Genomic DNA, 19,650 nt, shown 5'->3' with positions numbered 1-19,650 from the left:
ATCGAGGTCCTATATAAATCAGAGCCATTCAGCTGTTTCTCGTCGAGCCAGAGTCAAGGCGTCAGTATCAAAGCCCCAGAAGTCCTGCGAGACTCAAGATCCCTGTGTGCCTGCGCTGCATCTTTGAGTGAGTAACGACTGATATTGTCAGTCCTGATTATACCCTTCTCAATTTTATCAAATACTGCGGCCGCACTTGCCTCCAATTCATTTCTTACAGCTGTGTAATGAGCAATGGATGGCCGTGTCAGATAAATAGAGCCTTTGGCGCCCAGCAGAGATACATCAAGCAGCGGGACAGGCCCAGATGTTGCACCGAAACTCACAACGGTTCCTCTTACTTTCACACAATCAACAGAGCCCAGAAAAGTATCCAGGCCAACCGAGTCATAAGTAACATCTACACCTTTACCACCCGTGAGTTCACGAACCCGCTCTACAAAATTTTCGCTACTGTAGTTGATCACATGATGACAACCATTTTCTTTCGCAACCACGGCTTTGGCTTCACTACTGACTGTACCGATTACATTAGCACCCAGATGGTTCAACCATTGGCAGGCAATTTGGCCGACCCCGCCAGCAGCAGCGTGAAACAGAACAGTATCTCCGCCCTGTACCGAGTAGCAACGAGTGATCAGATACTCTGCTGTCAAACCCTTGAAAAGCAGTGCTGCTGCAATGTCACTAGGAATCGAGTCAGGTATTTTCACTGCTCGTGCGGCCGGAACCAACCGTGACGTAGAATATGCACCGGGAGGACCTCCCGCATAAGCGACACGGTCGCCTACCATAAGGCCTGCCACATCAGCGCCAACCGCTTCGACTATACCAGCCCCCTCCATACCCAGCCCACTGGGTAGTGGCAGTGGTGCAGCGAACTGACCTGTTCTATGATAAATATCGATGTAGTTTACTCCTATCGCCTCATGGCGAACCAGAACCTGTCCGACACCTGGCTCTGGCAGTTCTACCTCTTTCCAATGGAGGACATCCGATCCCCCAAACTCCTCAAATATGTATGTATACGATTTGACAGGCATAGTTACTTCCCAGATATCCGCTTTTAGACATATCATCACTCTATCGAGTGACAACCAGCCTGAATACAGACAAAATTCAAAAACAGGATTTCAAATATGGAAAGATATGAAATGGGATGACCTCAGGTATTTTTTATCCGTTGCGAGAACCGGAAGCCTGACCGAATCGGCTAAGGTTCTCCGCGTGAGCCCCTCGACAGTATCCAGACGAGTCAGCGAACTCGAACATGATATTGGAGCAGAGCTCTTCAGACACAGCAAAGCAGGGTATGAACTCAATGAGTCCGGTCTGAACCTGCTGCCTATGGCTGAACAGGCCGAAGCACACTTACTGCGGCTGGAAAGAAATGCAGTACGCCAGAATGATGAAGTATCGGGTATCGTGCGTATATCCTTGCCAGAACTGTTAGGCCAGTACCTGATCATCCCTGGGCTGAAGCATATTGCTCAGAAATACCCAAATATACAGCTGGAGATATTGACCGATGTTCGATCCTCAAGGCTGACACAAGGAGATGTTGACCTCCTGGTACGCCTTAGCCGCCCTTCACATGGTGATTACACCATTCAAAAGATAGGCCATATATCTCAGGGGCTTTACGCTTCGACAGATTATATAAAAGAGATGGGGTTACCCACCCAAACAACAGGCCTGACAGGCCATCGGATCATTACATGGGATACTGAGCTGTCCTATTTGCCGCTGGCTAAATTCCTGGAAGATCGCCGTGAATGTCCGAAACCCTTTATCCGTGCTGGTAACTTCAACACTCAGCTGCAAGCTGTAATCTCAGGTATCGGCATATCAGCTTTACCAAAATTCATAGCAGACGCCTCAGATCTGAAACGAGTGTTTGAATTTGAAGACTTTTTAGACTCAGAAATATGGCTCATTAAAAATGCCACATCACGCAAGCTATCCCATGTAAAAATTGTCGCTGACTTGATAAGTGACATCATGCATGAAAACGCACATTTTTTGCACAGCGAGAAAATCAAACCTTTTACTCAGTGATCCCTTGTATACAAATCATCAGCAACACCTCAGCAGCTTCAAATGTTATCGCCAACTGATTGGGTCCACCTCAGTTTATATGGTTATCCGACACAGCCGACTCATGCATGTACGGTAACGCACAAACAAAACTGTTCCTCTGGAGCTATCCTGCAAATCTGTTAAAGCGCTTCTCAAGGGGTGATACGTGGCAGGACCGCCAAATAATAACGAGCTATTCACTGACCTTACAGAGGCGTTAGCCACAGCTTTCCCTATGGTTTGCGTAGCGGTGATTGCCAAAGGCGAACATTCTCCGAATCATCTCGTCGGCGACCCAGAGGCTGCGAGCCTGCTAATGGCTCTCGACAGCGTTAAGGCGACATTGGTGGATGACATTCCCCGGACAGAAACGCCGAAACCCGGCACGGCTCTGGCGGCAGCCGCGTTTATAGCACTTGAGCCCCTGGGAACAGGTTATTCGTCACTGGGGCATTTAAGTGACTACTTTTTCAACGAAATCAAAATCGATAAAAGCTTTGTTTGCCAACTGGACAATGGCCCCTACGCTCAGGCGATTGTTAAGGCGGTTATCGTCATCGCCGAGGCGATTGGCGCCGATGTAGTCGCCGAGGGGCTTGAGTTGCCGAGCCAGATAGCGACAGTGCAGCAGCTTGGGTGCACCAAAGGTCAAGGCTATTATTTTAGTCGCCCGATACCTGAGCCCAGATGGCGACAGTTGCTCAGCAACCAAAACCGCTTGGATTAAGGCTAAATTCCTCCATTGTTGAATGCGTCCGGTAATCCCGCCTTGAACGAAATTGAGCAGAGTCCAGAACCAACGGGTTGATCTGAAGATCATCAGAGCGGCATCGACCTTAAAGCTCAGGTATTTCATAGGTAGCCCTCCTGTTTCACAGAAAGAGCCCCCAAATCAACACTTTTTTGCCAAGACAAGTTGACCTGTCTATAACTTCATAGTTTATCGTGTTCTTATCAGGTCAAAATGAGTCTGCGTAAAAGAGAGCTTAACTTTTGTATCAAATTTCTGAGTTAGCCGAAAAAGTCGGGTTGTCGCGCACGACTTTGCTCTACTACGAGAAACAAGGGTTGCTAGCAGGCACGCGCCAAAGTAATGGCTATCGCTTGTATTCAGAGAAAGATGTTCAGCATCTTCGTTTGTTGCTGCAATTACGAGCGGGTGGCCTGACGCTCAGTGAATGCAAAGCCTGTTTAAATAGCAAGGTTGAGCGTTCTCTATTGGAAAGACGCTTGCAGCAGTTAGATGCTGAAATTGCTCAAAAGCAGCAGGCTCGTACACTGTTGGCGGCCTTGTTGGGTGAAGGCTCGCTGCGTCCGTGGCATCAAATGACCGATAAATTAGCTCCAGAAGCTCATCTGGATTGGTTACAACGGCAAGGCTTCAATGAAAAACAGGCCCTGCATTTAAAATGGTTGTCAAAAGATATGAACGAACACGATCAGTACATGGCCGACTTTATGGCGGTGTTTCAAGCCCTTGAACGTTGGGGGCCAGGCTCAGATGCTGACTCATTAAAGGCTCTGTCATACGTACCCTTCGCGCCGGAGAAGATCCTTGATATCGGCTGCGGAAAAGGCTTTTCTACTACCTTACTGGCAACGCAGACCCAAGCGCAGATCGTAGCGGTAGACAATGAACAAAGCGCGCTTGATCAACTTGGCGAGAGGCTCGCTCAGCAGCAACTGGAGAGACGAGTGACACTTGCCTGCACCAGCATGACTGATCTGCCTTTTACATCATCGAGTTTTGATCTGATCTGGTCGGAATGTTCGGCATATATCATGGGTATTGAGCAAGCCCTTGAACAATGGCAACCATTGCTCACATCAGGCGGCTACTTAGTGTTAAGTGATTTAGTTTGGCTTACAGAAATGCCAAGCCCCATCGCTAGGGAGTTCTGGCAGCAGGAATACCCTGATATGCAAACCATTGCCAAGCGCTTGACACAAATGCAACAAGCAGGATTTGAGTTAATTGATCATTACAGCCTAAGCGAACAAGCATGGTCAGACTATTACCAACCGCTCAAAGCACGCATCGCTGAGCTCAAACCGAGTATGCCAAGCTCAATGGCAATTGCTGATTTAGAAAGGGAAATCGCGCTTTATGAACAGTATTTTGGCGAGTTTGGCTACCAAATGTTTGTATTAAAGAAGGGAGCGTAACTTAACTCCACGGGAATACCGGCTATGCATCATAGCTGCCTCAGAATCGCGTCCAGCAGATTATTATTCCCGGCATGCAGGCCAGTGATCGATACGCCACCAGGTAGTGATAGTGCCAACTCCGCCGTGATTTAGCCAGTCTGTGATGTCAGCCCATGCGCAAATTCAAGATTGAACAGTCCAAAACAGACGTGATCAGGTCTTCGACCAGAACAGGGGCTGATGTTATAGGTACCTATCGCCCCCTGTCTGTTAAAATGTGAAGCAACTGAACAGACAATTAGCAGGATGCAGCGGGCACATGTTCTCCCCCACGTGCTCTCCCCCACGTGCTACAAGGTAGGTACCATGTTACGACTGTTAGGTAATATTCTCTGGTTTGTGTTGGGTGGATTGGTGATGGGCCTGGCATGGTGGATCGTCGGCATACTGGCACTGATCACCATCATTGGCATTCCCTGGGCCAAGGCGTGTTTTGTCATAGGCAGTTTTGCCTTTTTTCCTTTCGGTAAGGTAGCAGTCAACCGACGTGAGCTATATGGACAGAGTGATATCGGAACCGGCGCATTCGGTCTGATAGGAAATATCATCTGGTTTATTTTTGCCGGCATCTGGTTAGCGATCGGTCATCTTGCCTCGGCACTGGTCTGCTTCATCACCATTATCGGCATTCCGTTTGGCTTGCAGCATCTGAAGCTGGCCTTGATCGCATTAGCACCTATCGGCCAGACCATCGTGAGCGCGGATCAGCGCCGCTGGATGCTGTAAGTCCAAGAACATAAGGTTCCATAGTTTAATAGCTCAATACCCGATCATTCCAAGGGACACCCAGTCTCTCTGGTGAATATGATCCTACAATTTTTGGACTAATAGATGTTGAATCAACGCGCCCTGGCATGCCTCAATGAGGTCGTAAAACGTGGCTCTATAAGACGTGCAGCCGCTCACCTGCATATTGATGCCTCGGCGCTCAGTCGCCATATCAAAAGCCTTGAAGAGGTCCTGGGTGTAGCACTGTGTGAACGCCAAGGCAATGGCATGCGCCCCACAGAAGCCGGTCGCCTGCTGGTGCGTCACTACCATACTCAGCGCAGTGCCGAAGAAGTGGTTTTGTCGCAAATCATGGCTATTCAAGGACTGGCGCGCGGTGAAGTGCGTATTGCTGTAGGTGAAGGGTTTCTCAGTGATCTGATTGCAGCTCCCTTGCAATCCTTTATGTCGGCATTTGAAGGGATCGAGATCGAAGTGCGCATGGCAGGTGTCAACGAAGCCATCTCCCTGGTCAAGGAGATGGAAGTCAATCTGGCGTTGTTATATGCCCCGCCGGTCGACCCCCAACTGACCTGTCATGTAGAAACCTGCCACCCGCTGGATCTTATCGTTCCACCAGAACACCAGTTGTTGTCATTAGAGCGGCCTTTGAAGCTTAGTGATCTTCAAGGTCTGCCACTGGGACTAATGGATAACCCTTTCGGCATGCGGCAGATGGTCAATATGGTTGCCCAGCAGGAGCGTGTTCACCTGCATGCTCGATTGCACACTAATTCAGTTACCGTACTGAAGAACTTTGTCCGATCCGGTATCGGTGTAACCTTCATGCCAGAGCTGACAGTTGCCGCAGAGATTCAACGCGGCGAGATTCATGCCCTGCCTATGGCACATAGCATTCTTAATGGGGCTCGGGCACAGATAGTCAGCTTGGCAGGCCACGAGCTAACCCTTTCCGCTAAAGCCTGTGTGGCACATTTACGTCAAGGTATGCACTTTTTCCGTGCAGACGCCCCCCGTTTAAGCGGCCACCAGGTGTTGATATAAAAACAACACTAGCTATATTGCATAGTCAACAGGTCTACTCCTAAGATCCAGTTAACCGGTCTACCGGCTATTCTGAATAACAACAATGGAGTTAATGATGTTGAGACATAGAGGTTTTTCCCTTAAGGCCTTGGCCGCTGCCAGCATTTTTTGTATTGCTACGCTTGCCACCAACACGCAAGCTGCTACCAGTGTTAACTTGAGTTACAACGGCGCACCTGATCCCGAGAAGAATGCCGTCCATGTTTTTGCCACCCATTTGAAAACACTTGTTGAAGAGAAAACACAAGGGCAAGTTGAGCTGGTGCTGTACCCCAACAGCATGCTGGGTACAGAAGAGGAGCGCATGGAACAGACCATGAGCTCACCAAGCCTGAACATTGCATCTTTTGCCGGGGTATCACCGCTGGTAGATGAAGTTTTTGTAAGCGCCACACCCTTCTTGTTTGAGAACTTTGACTCTGCACGGGCTTTCTTTGACGAAGGTAAATACTGGCAGGAAATCTCTTCAAGACTACAGGAGCGCGCTGGTATAGATATGCTGGCTGTGGTTGAGGAAGGCGGTTTTCTGGCATTCACCAACAACAAGCGCCCAATCCACTCACCAGCCGATTTTGAAGGCCTGCGCTTTCGTGCCATGGATCCCAGTCAGGTAGCGCTGTATGAAGCGTTTGGCGCATCAGGTACTCCGATCCCCTGGACAGAGGTGTACATGTCATTGCGTACAGGTGTAGCGGACGGTCAGATGAACCCTCCCATGTACATCATTCTGGGCAGCCTGTATGAGGTGCAGCAATACCTGACACTGGCCAATATCAAATACTCAATGCAGTTCCTGGTGGGTAACAGCGCTCTGATGGAAAGCCTGGATGACACTACTCGTGCAGCATTCCTGGAAGCGGTTGCAGAAGCCACAACAGCTGCACGCGTCCACAATGAAGCACAGGTAGAATCCCGTATTGCCTATCTGGCAGAAAAAGGCATGGAGGTTGTCCGCCCAACACGTGAAGATCTTGATGCCTTTCGTGATATAGGTCAGCCAGCATTTCTGAGCTGGTTGAAAGAACGCGGCATCGATCAGCAACTGATCGACATGGCACTGGAAGATGCCAGAACACTCGCCAACTGATCTTCTTAAGCTGAGCAACTTAAGCTGTGCAACTAAGGGAGCAGTGCCTCGCACTGCTCCTGTCTGTTAGCGATGGATAACCTATGAATACATTTCGATTAAGTATCCTGTCTTGTCTCAAGACATCGACATTGATGCTGGCCAGCGCCCTGTTATTGACCAACATATTGATCATCCTGTACGCCGTCATACTGCGCTATCTGGTGGGCGGTGCACCAATGTGGACCGATGAAGCCGCACGCTTCTTGATTATCGGCTGCACATTGATTGCCGCCGGGGCCGTCTGGATTGAAGGCGGACACATGCGCATAGCCCTGCTGGAAACACTGCTGCCATCGCGACTGTCACAGACACTCATCATCTACCAATGGCTGCTGACACTGACACTGGCTGTTGTCGCTGCAGTATTCAGCTACCGCTACGCACTTTCAGTGGGGATGTTCAAAACACCGGGTTTAGGAGTCAGTAGAACCTGGCCAATGCTGTCTATGCCTATAGGCTTTGGATTGCTGGCACTTCAGGTGCTGTTGTACGGCCCCAAACGTCTGCCTGTCATGTCGGAGAGCCCAGAATGACTCTGATAATGTTGTTTGTTTTTCTGGCCCATGTATTACTGGGATTGCCATTATTCCTGGCATTACTGACCACAGCCGTAGTGGGCTTCATGTTTGTTGACCCATCCATGATCGGCCGTATTATGCCGCAGCAGTTTTTTGGCGGTATCAATGTTTTTTCACTGATGGCTATTCCACTGTTTATCCTGGCTGGTAACCTGATGAATGCCAGTGGTCTGACTGAACGCCTGATGCGTCTGGCGAAAATGCTGGTCGGTCATTTGCGTGGTGGTGTCGGTCATGTCAACGTGGTTTCCAGTGTGTTCTTTGCTGGCGTCAATGGATCAGCTGTAGCGGATACCTCAGCGCTGGGTTCTCTGCTGGTACCGGCAATGAAAAAAGAGGGGTACTCCACCGCTTTTGCCGCCGGTCTGACGGCAGGCAGTTCATTGATCGGACCAATCATCCCGCCCAGTATATTCATGATTCTGTATGCTTCGCTGACCAACACGTCAGTCGGCAGCCTATTTCTGGCAGGTGTGGTACCAGGACTCATTCTGGGCATCGCCTTTATGGGGCTGAATGCCTGGTATGCCTGGAAACACCAGTTGAAGAAACAGGGTAGCTTCCCTCCTCTGGGCATAATAGCAATGGCTGCATTGGGTGCTATGCCAGCACTGATGGCTCCCTTTATCATTGTCGCGGGTATCGTGATGGGATTTGTCACACCGACCGAATCCGGCGCGTTGACGGCTGCCTATGTCGCACTGTGCGGTATGCTGCTCGGACAACTGACAATCCCTGCTCTGTGGAAAGCCATTGTCGATACAGCTCGGCTTACTTCAGCGATTTTCCTGATCATGGCAGCCTCCGCTACCATTAGCTGGCTGTTGTCTTACGCCCAGGTACCGGCTCAGTTTGTCGAACTATTGTCACCCTATGTCGATCAGCCAGTGCTGGTTCTGCTGATTCTCAGTCTGATCACCTTTATTACAGGCATGTTCATGGAGGAGGTCTCAGCACTGATGCTGCTCACGCCAATTTTTGCTCCAATCGCCATGATGGCAGGCATCGACCCTGTACACCTGGGCATCATAATAACCCTGAACATCACCATTGCATTGATCACGCCACCCATGGGTGCCTGTGTGTTTGTTGCAGCGGCCGTCAGTCGAATAGAGATTGTTGAACTATTCAAGACCATCTGGCCTTTTGTACTGACTGCTATTTTTGTGCTTATCCTGCTGATACTTTTTCCGGCGCTAACACTCTGGTTGCCGGCAACTATCGGATAAACTGATGTTGAATGATATGAATCCGTTGATAACTGAACCGTTTCACAGCCCTATCCCACACTTGGCTGAACCAGACTGGAATCAGGTCAGTCGTATCCCAATCAAGGAGTCGAATGAACCTCTGGTGCCACTGTCACTGGCCCCGACGCCTATCAAGGTGTTCCCCGCATATAACCGACAGGGAACACCTGGTGCTGTGCCGGACTGCTTTATCCGTGAAGGCGTCTACCGTCGCCTGCTGGCTGCCGCCCGCTCGTTACCTGCTGGATATAGCCTGGTCATTCTGGACGGCTGGAGGCCCTGGCGTGTACAACAGTACCTGTTCGATAGTCTTTACGAAACCTTGCACCAACAGCACCCTGATGCAGATGAAACGCAACTCATCGCTATGACACGGGAGTTTGTCTCCATCGCCAGTCGTGACCCGGAATCTCCCAGTCCACACCTGACTGGTGGTGCTGTCGATGTAACGCTGTGTGATGCTGATGGGCTGATGCTTGATATGGGCACCCGATTTGATGAAGCTTCACCCGCCTCACATACAGACTATTTTGAACAGTTTGGGGATAGCAGTGCTGAGCAAGTCGCACGTGATCGACGGCGACTGCTGTTTAATGCCATGTCACTACAGGGATTTACCAACCTGCCCAGTGAATGGTGGCATTATGACTTTGGTGATCAGCTCTGGGCCAGCTACAGGGGTGAGCCTCATGCGCTTTATGGGCCCACCGAGTTTTCGATCTAACCCTTCACCCCGTCAGGCATGATTCTCATGCCTGACGACCTGCTGACAGGCTACCATAGCCACCCGGTTAAATCTGAAGCTGAGCCGAAACACGCTATTAAGTTGGCGCAAATTGATGGCGTCGAGACTGTACAAGTGGTTTTACTACGACAGAGGCAAAATATCGCTGATAACACACGTGCCACACACCAATTGCTGGCTCAGGAAGCATTGAGCCGTCAGGTGGCATACAGAAAAGCACCCCTTAAAGCCAAAAAGCATCATATGTATTGCTAATTATTCAAAAAGAAACTAATATGCTGCTTATCTGACAATAGCAACATATATGTTTCAATATGCAATCGCTACTCGAACAAATCAAAAAACGCCGCTTGGAACTGGCACTGAAGCAGCACGATATGTTGCTGCGAGTAGGAATATCTCGCCAGCAATATCAGCGACTGGAGTCCAAAGGTAACCCCAGGCTTGATACCCTCGAACTCATTGCCAAGGGGCTTAAAAGTGAACTGCTCCTGATTCCACAAGAGAAGCTGAATGCTGTGTTGGCGGTACTGGCAGATGAGTCCGCGAAACCTGTTGATTCAAGGCCGTCCATCAAAGGCAGCAATAAGTCATTAGCCGATGACCCATGGCAAGGGCTGTTGGGAGATGATGAATGAGCACAGACGCAAACGATGAAGTGAATGTATTGCAACTTACAATCCACGATCTACTCGTTGGCTACCTCGCTGGCTTCAAAAATGGTCGCAATGTATTGAGTATTGCGGATGCGTTTTACCGCTGATGTCCCGGTGGAAGTGATCGAACAGTTGCCGCATGAGCGGACTGGGCCGGACGCCCATCATTATGGATTGCCAAGGTCGAGTTCACTGCACTGGGCGACAACAACCGTTATATTGTCACCAGTCTGTCAGAATCTTCTATCCGGCCTGGCCTACGTGCTACTCTTCTTAAAGGAATGTATCGAGAATGCGTTATTCAACTATGTTTCGCTCCTGCCGTTCGATTTTTTTTAGTAGCTGCTTGGTGTTGACCTTAGGTGTGCTGTCGGCTTGTGCCTCTTCAAAAACGGAAACACCGAGCACACCTCATTATACGGCCGTTACCCCAGCTTCGCCCCTGACGGCGACGACAACACCCGTTGCTCATGAACAAAAAAAATCTGTCTCCTTTAACGTCTGGCTAGCTGACTTTCGCCGTGATGCCGCTGCCCAAGGCATTAGCACTAGAGCACTGTCGGCGCTGGACAATGTCCGTTATATAGAACGGATTATTGAGCTGGATCGTCATCAACCCGAATTTGTAAGGCCCATATGGGACTATTTAGACGGTGCGGTATCAAGAACGCGGATTGCTAATGGCCAAGCGAAACTCGCTGAACATCGTCAAACCGCGATGCAAATGCAGCAACGTTTTGGCGTGCCTGCAGAAGTGATTGTGGCTATCTGGGGAATCGAAAGTGATTATGGCCGCAATTTTGGTAGCTTCTCAGCACTGAGTGCTTTCGCCACTCTCGCTTATGAAGGTCGTCGCAGCGAGTTTGCGCGTACGGAGCTTTTAGCCGCATTGCGCATCATTGACAGTGGTGAAATCGCCGCTGAGGAGATGATCGGCTCTTGGGCGGGAGCAATGGGACATACCCAGTTTATTCCCTCAAGCTTTGAGTCCTTTGCCAAAGATGGTGACGGTGATGGTCGTCGCGATATTTGGGGAAGTATTCCGGATGTCATGGCATCTACGGCCAACTATCTGGCACAAGCCGGCTGGGAAGCCAATCAACCGTGGGGCGTCGAGGTGGTCTTACCTGCCAACTTTGACTTTACCCAAACCGATCGTCGCAGCTCTGCTGAATGGGCAAACCAAGGAATTAAAGCTATCAATGGCACCCTTCCCAATTTTGCCAGCGCATCGGTGATAGTGCCGGCGGGAGTTCAAGGCCCGGCGTTCTTAGTTGGACCAAACTTCAATGCCATACTGCGCTATAACAATGCCACCAGTTATGCCCTCGCCGTGGCCACACTGTCTGATGCCATTATGGATAGACCAGGCGTTCAGCAGTCATGGCCACGCGATCAAGTGCCACTCACTCGCGTACAGGTTCGTGAGCTGCAAGAAGCCCTGAACGCACGCGGTTATTCAGTTGGAACTGCTGATGGCATTATGGGACCCAATACTCGTAATGGCTTACGAGCTTTCCAACATGATCAAGGATTAATACCGGATGGCTTTGCGACACAGTCACTGTTACAGCGAATCAAAGGTCACTGATCTATTTTAATCGTAGCGATGGCCTGTTTGAAGTGGCTATAGTTTCCCGGACACACAACTGCAGGTAAGATCACCTGCCTACAAAAGGTGTGTGTCATGAGTCAGAAGAAAAGCAATTCCGATACAGCTGAGTTCAAAGAGTCGGCAGTCACTTTTCGTTGCAGATGATATTCATTCTAATTAATTAATGGCGCGAAGCTGTACAGGTGGCTTTACTACGACAGGAGCAAAAACTGGTCGTCAGCATCATCATATATGTCGGTTGGGTTCTTGTAGCATTGAGTGTAGTCATCATCTTGACTGCCTTTACTTCAGACTACCCGTTTCTAGGACTGATGGGGTCAGTAGTCTGTGCAAGCCCGATACTGGGGGGATTGTTTCAGGTGCTGGTTGCTCACCTGGTTCTGGCTGTTCTTGATATCGCAGATAACACGCGTGCCACACACCAGTTACTGGCTCAGGAAGCATTAAGCCGTCAGGAGAAACAGTATTAGGCAGACTGATATGCAGCCTCCTTAGTTCACCATCACTACCCTAGCAATCTGAGGCCTGATCAAACTGTCAGGTCGACTCTTGGATGGCAGCATTTACCTCACTATATAGAAAGTAATAGCTGCCATTAATTGTTCGAGGGGTTGGTAGCACCACATTCCCAATTTTCTGAGTGGTTTGCAGTGCATACAACACGTGCCCTTCGCGCACCTTCAACAAGAGTGCGACCTCTTTTGCGCTCAGGTACACATCACCTTTCTGAGTAAAACGGCCCACAGCAACTCCATAGTCAGCAACATTCAACGAATTGGGCACTACTTATTCAGATCAGCCCTCATTCACTGTCAACCAAACCGCCTCCTGCTCAAGCGCCAGCCCACTGGTTTGCATCGCTCGCATCAACGCCATAACCTCGACCTCATCACCCAAGGGGAGCTGCTGAATTTGGCGGACTGCTGACTCGAACTCTTCGGCACTCTTTCTCCACAACTCATTGCTGCCAAACAGCTTCAGTTTCTGTTCCCAGTTCGGCATCAGCCAGAATTGAACCTGACGTCCCAGGCGCTGCTTGAGTCTGAGGTAATTCTGCAAACCCACACCATCATAGTCAGGAAAGAGTATTACGCTTGCCGCCCTTTGCCGTTTGGCCAGCCACTCGATTACCGTATTCTGTAGTTGTCCCCTGTACCAGACAAGGGTTGCCGGGTTGTGTTCCGGTAACCAGTCCAGATGATCGAATAGCGCCTGATTCTCTACAAGCCAGAGTGAGCCACTGGTGACCCACTCATCCTTACCCATTTCGCCGAGTGTGAAAACTCCCGCCCCCTGCCGTTGAGTGTCGTATTCAAGGTTCAGTACCTCATCATCATCTCTCAGCCATGTCGCACCATTTACGCCCTTTGCCAGCAGATAGGTCAGTGCATGAGCGTGTCTGCCTGATTTGCTTGATCGTGAACGTGCAATATTAATAGAGCGCTGAGGTAGCTCACTGTCCGGCTCCGACAGCACCCCCATATCATTCAGATGTTGCTCAACGACAGCCCTGTTCAAGACACGGTACACGGATCCACGGCCCTGGCGCTGTTGCATGGCAGCCCCTGTACGAGTGCAAAAATCATCCAGGGCTCTGCGCTGCCCGGCTGTAAGTTGAGATAATGACAACTGCTGATTCTCAGCTTGCAGAAGACGTAACAGCGCTGACTGCAGGGTTCGACTCATGTGCTCACCTGATCCCCTCGCTATTGAGCGGCTCCAACATCTGCCAGCTGTCACGGCTGATGTGATTAGCCCCGTCACTATGATGAATAGGTACACAATAACGCACGGTTGTCAGTGGCGCGGGAGAGGCAAAAATCAACGAAAAACCAAACTCATGTGCTGTCTCAATCAGGCTGGCCTGATTACGGCCATCCAGCGCCAGCGCTTCATCCAGATAGCAAATGGCGTGAAGCTTATGCCGTTTATCCTGCATCAGGTGCAGCATGGCCAGCCCGGTTACCAGCTTGGCCATTAACACGGTACCATTGGATGCTGCACTGTCGATATCCTGAAATGTCTCAGCCTCCTGATCAAACTTGGCTACCACAAATACCAGCCGAAAAAGATCATCCACTTTCAGACCATGCCGCGCATTGCCCTCATCAATCAGTATCTGCTTCGCCCTGTCCAGGGCAGTATCGTCGAGCACACTCTCCTGATTGAACAGTTCAAAACTGTCACCGGTTTCGACCTGCTCAGCCTTGGCGATCAAGACATTGATAGCCTCGACCAGATGTGACTCATCTTCTGCTTCTATCTTGAAGGTCTTGAGGTCCGACAGCCTGCGGTGGCCGATTAAGCGATTGAACTCACGCATCTTGCTCTGAAAAGTGAGCAGCCCGTTGCGCAACTCTCGCAAGCTCGCCGTCACATTCACCACCGCACTGCGTGCTTTTTTCTCCAGCGCTTCGCGCTCCTGCGGTAACTGATGACTGAACTCGATAATGCGTTTAAGCTCCTGATCCTCCACCTCACTATACTGAAAGCGTGTCAGCCCACCCGCATGCAGCTCTCTGATCCCAGCTTTCAGTTCGCTGTTGAACTGATTGAGTGCCTGGCAGTCCTGTTGAAAGGTCCTCATATTGTTCGCCAACTCATCCAATGGCCACACCTCTTCTGCCATCCAGGGATGATGTGGAAGCGCTTTCAGATAACTGAACTCCTCTGTCAGATCCAGTCGATTATTGCGCAGACGATCAATTCTGCCATTTTGATCCTGAAGCTGTTTCTGGCGATCAATCACCTGCTCTCGCTGCAGGCGAAGCGCTTCAGTATGCTCACTGAACCGCTCAAGCTCATCGTTTAACTGATGCAGCTCTTGTGTTCGCGCCTGAAAAGCCAACTCTCGCTCTGGGGCACTCTCAAGCAGTGACTGCAAACGATCATAGTCGGCCAGCGCTTGCTGTGCCTCCTGCACCTCATTTTCAAGGGACTGCTTTCTATGACGAGTCGCTTCCATCGACTGTGCAGCTGCAAGCTGCGCTTCGAGGCCGATGAGTTCACGCTCAGTATCTGCAATCTGCTCATCCAGGGCTGCCTCAGTCAGTTGCTTGTGACCAGGCTGCAATCGAGCAACACTCAGCGACAGCCCACCCAGCTCAACCCTATCGGCCGTTGCTGTCGCCAACACCCGCTTTAACTCTGTCAGATCAACTCTGAAGTGCTCGCTGCTCAACACCATCGCCTGCTCACTCAACACACGGTTAAGCCGGTCCAGCTCTTCGGCAGACAACTGCTCACCCAGGCTCCGGTAGAGGTTATCATCGAGGTTCTTTTTCTGTTGTTTCAGGGTATCCAAGTGCTGTTTTTGCCGACTGAGCGCACGCTCTATTGCTGCCACTGTTCTGCCATCAGCCTGCTGCAATACGGCTGAAACACGGTAGAGTTCGCGCTTAATGGCATCCAGTTGAAGCTCCATCACAGCTCGGCTCGACACCAGTGAAAACCGGCTTTGCAACTGCGTCTGCTCGCGATTTTCCTTTTCCAACTGCTCTATCGTACGTTCCAGATCACCCTGACTGCGTGTGAGTTGCTTTATCCGCTCGGTCTGCTGCTTCTGCTGAGCTTCGAGCATTTGCTCCTGCTCAGTCAAAGATGTTATCTGCTGATGATAGTAATCCTGCCATTGTGACAGCGCCTCATTCACCCGTGTCTGCCACACCACCAGCTTGCCTCGCAGACTGAGCCGCTGCTCATAGAAGCTTTCCATTTTCTGAATCAGGGCCAGTTGCGAGTTAGCCGCTTCATACTGTGCGCGATCGGCATTCACATCATGAAAGGCTTCATCCCATACCTGCTTGAAATTAATATTTCGATCCGGCAGATCCCGCCTGAAGATCTGCAACAGATGCTTTTTGACATCCGCAGAGGCCAGCTTATCCAGGCGCAGAGTTCGCGTGAGCACCTGTTGAAACACCTGAGCATCATTGGAGTTCTCAAGCTTGAACACCGTGAAATCCGGTTCCGACCGACGCTCATTGAGTCTGCCGCCATAGATCCGTTTTGCAAACTCACTGGCATCATAGCGATAGACACTGCGTCCCCGTGTTGCCAGATGACTGATCAACTGAGGCTGTTGTACAAGATGGCCCTCGGGCAGGCGGTAATCCTCAACAACCAGATCTCCCTTGTAGGCAAAGTATTCATAGTCATAACTGACCCCCTTGCCCACACAGCCAAACACCACAGTGCCGGTCTGAGGTAAGGTTATTTCCAGCAGGATATAGGCGCTGTTATTGGGAAAGTAGAAGCGGCGCGTCTTACTGTCATCATGCGAGCCAAAATCCATCCGCTGCTTATTGATGATCAACAAAAACTGCAACGCATTGATCAAGCTGGTTTTACCGGTATTGTTCGGGGCAATCAGCGAAACGGCATCATCAAGCGGCAACTCAGCCCTCTGATACCCGGCACTGCCCAGCAATACCAAACGCTGGAATCCATAACGGATCATGACACCCCCCCTGTATCTGACATATCGTCCTCATCCTCACCGCTATCCTGCTCTGCACCCTGCTCACGCAGATGATCAGCCAACGCCTCAAAGTGATCCAGATATCGGCAGACAGCCGGCAGCAGCTCCCAGTAATCGACGTGTTGGCGAGCAAATCCGAAGGTTTCAGCCTTGGCCAACAGCGCCAATAGCTCATCAACCTCCAGCCCTTCTGCGATGAGCAGTTCCTGATGCTGTTCAAAGACAACTTCAATCAGCTTCCGATCCACGCGCCACTCGCTGAACCGTTGCAGGGAATAGCCGGCATCCGCCTGAGTGTCAAAAATAACCATGAACAGCAATGCCAACTGTCGCGACTGCCCGCTGACCGATGGGCTGACCTCCTCATTATGAAACCAGGCGAACCCTCGGCCATCCACGCACAGCTCATACCCTAATGCCTTGAACAGCTCCGTATAGGCGGGTAATGACTGCTCCAGCTCAACCCACAAAGACGGGTCCGACAAACGATTAAGGTGTTTGCCAGCATTAAAAAGTTTGAACAGCTCAGACAGGCGAGGCAGTTGTTGCAGATCAATATCAGTGCTCATGTTCGACGACAGGTTCCTCAGTAGCCAGTGAAAAAAGACGGTGCGGATGATAGATCACACGCACATGCTGAAGGTCAGTGGATGTTGACTCATACTGCAGTTGGGTGCGCCACTCTGGATCACGAACCAGATCATGATATAGCCTCAGCACTACCGCATCAGGTATATGAGGGTAGCGCGACTGTAGCCACTGCATCAGGTTCTCTACCGGCAAGGAGGCTTTCAAATCCAGCCGCAACTGCTTCTCGTCGACCCAGAATGACAGCACTGCCTGCGGATCGCCAGAGACTGACTCCGGAAAGGATTGCACCTCCGGTGCATAGTTGCGTGCCTGGGCCATCAATTCGAGTATTTCATCGCCCAGCTGCAGGCGACCTCTTCGAGTCCGTTGCCAACCGGGAAGCCCGCAGGCTGGTGGAGCCTTGTAATAAACGCGTCTCAACCCTTGCTTGCGGACCTGCCCTAGCAGCTCACTAACAGCCGTCGAAAGGGTGTTATGCTGCCTGGCTTCATCACGCAATGGCAGCAGAGTATCGGCACACTGCTGCGCAACGAGCCGTCCAAGACGCCTCAGTTCTTTTGCCTGCTGTGAGACATGTCGCAACTGCAAACGCTGGGTGTACAGAGCGCCACGTACTGAAAGATACTCCTCGGCACGATCAAGGACATGAACCGCCTGCTCCAGGTATGGATAAAAAGTCCCGCCAAGACCGCTGTCCATCATCTCATTCATCGGCTCTACATATTGATCATAGGCCTCAAGTACTGATCGATACCGGCGCGCAATGGGGATAGATGCTTCGCTGGCCTTGGCTTTTTCAGCGAGTTCCATGATGGCATGCCGATCCTGATCAAGCTGTCTGGCAATCTGACGCAGCAACTCAGCCAGGCGAACCGTCCCCTCTCTCAGGCTGTCCATCTCCTCCTTCGCAATGCCCTCTTCGACCAGCCGCGTGGCATCACGAATCGCCTCAACACGAGCCTTGAGAACAGCCGATAATCCAAGCTCATGCTCTCGGGTCAAACCTCTGACAAAGTCCAGAACCAACGGATTTATCTGAAGATCATCAGAGCGGCTCAACGTCTGGAGCAGATCATTTGCGCACAGGGCGCGCAGCACATCCGCAGGTTCTCCATCACGGTCGCTTGAACGCAGTCGTTCAATCACTCTGATGACGCGGGAAGGCTCAAACACTGGTAATTCGCGAGATAATCGGCACAGATGTTCAATAACAGCCCAGTGCTGATGCAGCTGCCGGACTAGACTCTTGGGGGAAGCCATAGATGATAATCCATTGATATTTGTCGCATCCCGACAATATACAGATCTTTGGGTGCACACTGCACTTTTTTACACCAGCCTTCTTTAAGGCTGTTGTCTGACATTGACCACAGTGGCATCGACATCGATATCACTGAGCAGGATAAAGCGATGATCGAGCACTTGGCGTAAGCGCTACACCCAATTGTCCAGGCGCAGCGCCTCAACGTGTTCAAACTCTTTCAGAATGTTGGTCACCAGCGTCAGACCTTCGCTGCGGGCGTGTCCAACAATATGCAAATCATTTACTCCGATGGTCGTACCCTGCCGCTCCAGACAGGCACGGATATCACCGTAGTGTGCAGCCACGGGCTCAACTGTGACACGGCGGGAGACCGGCGCAAACCTGCAAAAGAGTATCAGGTGTTATGGTGCTGGAAACCTGCCGACCAATGTCTGCCCAGTATTCGATCTGTTCTGCAGTCGAGCGATGCCACTGCTTTCCTGCAAGAGCCGCTTGCTTTACCAGCCCTTCTTCCAAGCGAAGAGGCGATGATGCCTTAGCCGTGATGATGCCCCATCTAAGTTGATGCGACTCAATTGTAGTAGACTGCTACATAATGACTTTAAGGTAAACCGAACATTCTTATCGCCCGCAGTGGTGTGTGACCTGCAGAAATGGAGAGCACTTCTCTCAAGGTGGGATTACCGGACACATTCCCATATCCGGCAAGTCACCACGATCGACAATAAAAAGATTAGGGGTGTCAGTACTCTGCTGAACAGTGAACGGGGCCGTGCCAAAGGTGACTTTTAAAAAACTGGCATCATCCTGCAGGCACTCAAGCTCGACTCCATCACGCAAGTGTTCTCGCCAATGGCCATCGGTACTGAAAAATAAGCTAACGCCTTCGGACCAAACGAACAACCTATTTTCCGGGACAATAAAACGTCTCCCCTTGAACTCACGGGTAAGAAAGTGCTCGGTTCCACTCATATTCATAGAAGTTTTAAATGGATATCGCTGAAAATGGGCTTCTACTGTATGAGGGGTATTGAGCCATATAGGTATGCCGGTGTTGCCAATACCCAGTAAGCAACCACCTGCGAACAACAGTTTTCCCTTACGACTATCCAAATCCAGACATGCGACTAAGTAGCTGGCACGATCATGCAAATACTGATGCCTCAGGCATGAGTATGCCCTTTGAAGTTCTGGTATGATCGATTCGGAATCACCCATTGGCACTTCCGCTCGCATAGCA

The 19,650-nt window shown here is 50.7% G+C and carries 21 protein-coding genes; 13 read left to right on the top strand and 8 right to left on the bottom strand.

Going from position 1 to position 19,650, the window contains the following annotated elements; all coding sequences use genetic code 11:
- Nucleotides 1-53 precede the first annotated feature (53 nt).
- Complete coding sequence (locus F7R27_RS04780; RefSeq protein WP_151703069.1) at nt 54-1,043, bottom strand: quinone oxidoreductase family protein; 990 nt, start codon at nt 1,041-1,043, stop codon at nt 54-56.
- 106 nt (nt 1,044-1,149) lie between these two features.
- Between F7R27_RS04780 and F7R27_RS04775 the strand changes: the two genes are divergently transcribed.
- The 13 genes from F7R27_RS04775 (at nt 1,150) to F7R27_RS04705 (ending at nt 12,545) form a co-directional block, all read left to right on the top strand.
- Entirely contained in the window at nt 1,150-2,058 is a 909-nt protein-coding gene (locus F7R27_RS04775) for a LysR family transcriptional regulator (protein ID WP_168927426.1), read from the top strand.
- Nucleotides 2,059-2,314: 256 nt separating this feature from the next.
- Nucleotides 2,315-2,806: an EAL domain-containing protein gene (locus F7R27_RS19000; protein WP_420846613.1), complete on the top strand. Its 492-nt coding sequence runs from the start codon at nt 2,315-2,317 to the stop codon at nt 2,804-2,806.
- A gap of 266 nt (nt 2,807-3,072) precedes the next feature.
- Nucleotides 3,073-4,245 (top strand): MerR family transcriptional regulator, encoded by a 1,173-nt coding sequence (locus F7R27_RS04765; RefSeq protein WP_151703066.1) that lies wholly within the window; start codon nt 3,073-3,075, stop codon nt 4,243-4,245.
- A 348-nt stretch (nt 4,246-4,593) separates the two neighbouring features.
- Entirely contained in the window at nt 4,594-5,013 is a 420-nt protein-coding gene (locus F7R27_RS04755; RefSeq protein ID WP_151703065.1) for a YccF domain-containing protein, read from the top strand.
- Nucleotides 5,014-5,118: 105 nt separating this feature from the next.
- Complete coding sequence (locus tag F7R27_RS04750; RefSeq protein ID WP_151703064.1) at nt 5,119-6,060, top strand: LysR family transcriptional regulator; 942 nt, start codon at nt 5,119-5,121, stop codon at nt 6,058-6,060.
- A 97-nt stretch (nt 6,061-6,157) separates the two neighbouring features.
- Complete coding sequence (gene dctP, locus F7R27_RS04745; protein WP_420846611.1) at nt 6,158-7,189, top strand: TRAP transporter substrate-binding protein DctP; 1,032 nt, start codon at nt 6,158-6,160, stop codon at nt 7,187-7,189.
- 83 nt (nt 7,190-7,272) lie between these two features.
- Nucleotides 7,273-7,764, top strand: coding sequence for a TRAP transporter small permease (locus F7R27_RS04740; protein WP_151703062.1), 492 nt, complete (start codon nt 7,273-7,275; stop codon nt 7,762-7,764).
- Nucleotides 7,761-9,038 (top strand): TRAP transporter large permease, encoded by a 1,278-nt coding sequence (locus tag F7R27_RS04735; protein ID WP_151703061.1) that lies wholly within the window; start codon nt 7,761-7,763, stop codon nt 9,036-9,038. The genes F7R27_RS04740 and F7R27_RS04735 overlap by 4 nt, the downstream gene beginning before the upstream one ends.
- Before the next feature lie 4 nt (nt 9,039-9,042).
- Nucleotides 9,043-9,783 (top strand): M15 family metallopeptidase, encoded by a 741-nt coding sequence (locus F7R27_RS04730; RefSeq protein ID WP_240776233.1) that lies wholly within the window; start codon nt 9,043-9,045, stop codon nt 9,781-9,783.
- A gap of 27 nt (nt 9,784-9,810) precedes the next feature.
- Nucleotides 9,811-10,059: a hypothetical protein gene (locus F7R27_RS04725; RefSeq protein WP_151703060.1), complete on the top strand. Its 249-nt coding sequence runs from the start codon at nt 9,811-9,813 to the stop codon at nt 10,057-10,059.
- Between the two features lie 59 nt (nt 10,060-10,118).
- Complete coding sequence (locus F7R27_RS04720) at nt 10,119-10,442, top strand: helix-turn-helix domain-containing protein (protein WP_151703059.1); 324 nt, start codon at nt 10,119-10,121, stop codon at nt 10,440-10,442.
- A 310-nt stretch (nt 10,443-10,752) separates the two neighbouring features.
- Nucleotides 10,753-12,051, top strand: a complete 1,299-nt coding sequence (locus tag F7R27_RS04710; protein ID WP_240776232.1) for a lytic murein transglycosylase — start codon at nt 10,753-10,755, stop codon at nt 12,049-12,051.
- Nucleotides 12,052-12,257: 206 nt separating this feature from the next.
- Nucleotides 12,258-12,545, top strand: a complete 288-nt coding sequence (locus F7R27_RS04705; protein WP_151703057.1) for a hypothetical protein — start codon at nt 12,258-12,260, stop codon at nt 12,543-12,545.
- 325 nt (nt 12,546-12,870) lie between these two features.
- Here the strand turns inward: F7R27_RS04705 and F7R27_RS04700 are convergent, their stop codons facing one another.
- The 7 genes from F7R27_RS04700 to F7R27_RS04670 all read right to left on the bottom strand — a co-directional run bounded on the left by F7R27_RS04700 (nt 12,871) and on the right by F7R27_RS04670 (nt 19,628).
- Nucleotides 12,871-13,761 (bottom strand): DUF7281 domain-containing protein, encoded by an 891-nt coding sequence (locus tag F7R27_RS04700; RefSeq protein ID WP_151703056.1) that lies wholly within the window; start codon nt 13,759-13,761, stop codon nt 12,871-12,873.
- 4 nt (nt 13,762-13,765) lie between these two features.
- Nucleotides 13,766-16,534, bottom strand: a complete 2,769-nt coding sequence (locus F7R27_RS04695) for a hypothetical protein (protein WP_206060374.1) — start codon at nt 16,532-16,534, stop codon at nt 13,766-13,768.
- Nucleotides 16,531-17,124 carry a condensin complex protein MksE gene (locus tag F7R27_RS04690; RefSeq protein WP_151703055.1) on the bottom strand — a complete coding sequence of 198 codons (594 nt, stop codon included), beginning with the start codon at nt 17,122-17,124 and terminating at the stop codon, nt 16,531-16,533. Before F7R27_RS04690 ends, F7R27_RS04695 begins: the two co-directional genes overlap by 4 nt.
- Entirely contained in the window at nt 17,114-18,406 is a 1,293-nt protein-coding gene (locus tag F7R27_RS04685; RefSeq protein ID WP_151703054.1) for a hypothetical protein, read from the bottom strand. Before F7R27_RS04685 ends, F7R27_RS04690 begins: the two co-directional genes overlap by 11 nt.
- A gap of 174 nt (nt 18,407-18,580) precedes the next feature.
- Nucleotides 18,581-18,754 carry a PIN domain-containing protein gene (locus F7R27_RS04680; protein WP_206060373.1) on the bottom strand — a complete coding sequence of 58 codons (174 nt, stop codon included), beginning with the start codon at nt 18,752-18,754 and terminating at the stop codon, nt 18,581-18,583.
- A gap of 4 nt (nt 18,755-18,758) precedes the next feature.
- Nucleotides 18,759-18,926, bottom strand: coding sequence for a TA system antitoxin ParD family protein (locus tag F7R27_RS18995; protein WP_206060372.1), 168 nt, complete (start codon nt 18,924-18,926; stop codon nt 18,759-18,761).
- Nucleotides 18,927-19,079: 153 nt separating this feature from the next.
- Nucleotides 19,080-19,628 (bottom strand): hypothetical protein, encoded by a 549-nt coding sequence (locus tag F7R27_RS04670; RefSeq protein ID WP_151703053.1) that lies wholly within the window; start codon nt 19,626-19,628, stop codon nt 19,080-19,082.
- Nucleotides 19,629-19,650 lie beyond the last annotated feature (22 nt).

The sequence above is a fragment of the Nitrincola alkalilacustris genome (assembly GCF_008973755.1).
GTDB lineage: Bacteria > Pseudomonadota > Gammaproteobacteria > Pseudomonadales > Balneatricaceae > Nitrincola > Nitrincola alkalilacustris.
The sequence above is the reverse complement of the archived record's forward strand: the minus strand, read 5'-3'. Positions and strand labels throughout refer to the sequence as shown.

Bases quoted from the DNA above. Each gene is read 5' to 3' on its own strand.
- F7R27_RS04685 (WP_151703054.1), bottom strand. From the start codon at position 18,406: ATGGCTTCCCCCAAGAGTCTAGTCCGGCAGCTGCATCAGCACTGGGCT.
- F7R27_RS04670 (WP_151703053.1), bottom strand. From the start codon at position 19,628: ATGGGTGATTCCGAATCGATCATACCAGAACTTCAAAGGGCATACTCA.
- F7R27_RS19000 (WP_420846613.1), top strand. From the start codon at position 2,315: ATGGTTTGCGTAGCGGTGATTGCCAAAGGCGAACATTCTCCGAATCAT.
- F7R27_RS04740 (WP_151703062.1), top strand. From the start codon at position 7,273: ATGAATACATTTCGATTAAGTATCCTGTCTTGTCTCAAGACATCGACA.
- dctP (WP_420846611.1), top strand. From the start codon at position 6,158: ATGTTGAGACATAGAGGTTTTTCCCTTAAGGCCTTGGCCGCTGCCAGC.
- F7R27_RS04750 (WP_151703064.1), top strand. From the start codon at position 5,119: ATGTTGAATCAACGCGCCCTGGCATGCCTCAATGAGGTCGTAAAACGT.
- F7R27_RS04725 (WP_151703060.1), top strand. From the start codon at position 9,811: ATGCCTGACGACCTGCTGACAGGCTACCATAGCCACCCGGTTAAATCT.
- F7R27_RS04730 (WP_240776233.1), top strand. From the start codon at position 9,043: ATGTTGAATGATATGAATCCGTTGATAACTGAACCGTTTCACAGCCCT.
- F7R27_RS04775 (WP_168927426.1), top strand. From the start codon at position 1,150: ATGAAATGGGATGACCTCAGGTATTTTTTATCCGTTGCGAGAACCGGA.
- F7R27_RS04700 (WP_151703056.1), bottom strand. From the start codon at position 13,761: ATGAGTCGAACCCTGCAGTCAGCGCTGTTACGTCTTCTGCAAGCTGAG.
- F7R27_RS04710 (WP_240776232.1), top strand. From the start codon at position 10,753: ATGCGTTATTCAACTATGTTTCGCTCCTGCCGTTCGATTTTTTTTAGT.
- F7R27_RS04695 (WP_206060374.1), bottom strand. From the start codon at position 16,534: ATGATCCGTTATGGATTCCAGCGTTTGGTATTGCTGGGCAGTGCCGGG.
- F7R27_RS04735 (WP_151703061.1), top strand. From the start codon at position 7,761: ATGACTCTGATAATGTTGTTTGTTTTTCTGGCCCATGTATTACTGGGA.
- F7R27_RS04720 (WP_151703059.1), top strand. From the start codon at position 10,119: ATGCAATCGCTACTCGAACAAATCAAAAAACGCCGCTTGGAACTGGCA.
- F7R27_RS04690 (WP_151703055.1), bottom strand. From the start codon at position 17,124: ATGAGCACTGATATTGATCTGCAACAACTGCCTCGCCTGTCTGAGCTG.
- F7R27_RS04755 (WP_151703065.1), top strand. From the start codon at position 4,594: ATGTTACGACTGTTAGGTAATATTCTCTGGTTTGTGTTGGGTGGATTG.
- F7R27_RS04780 (WP_151703069.1), bottom strand. From the start codon at position 1,043: ATGCCTGTCAAATCGTATACATACATATTTGAGGAGTTTGGGGGATCG.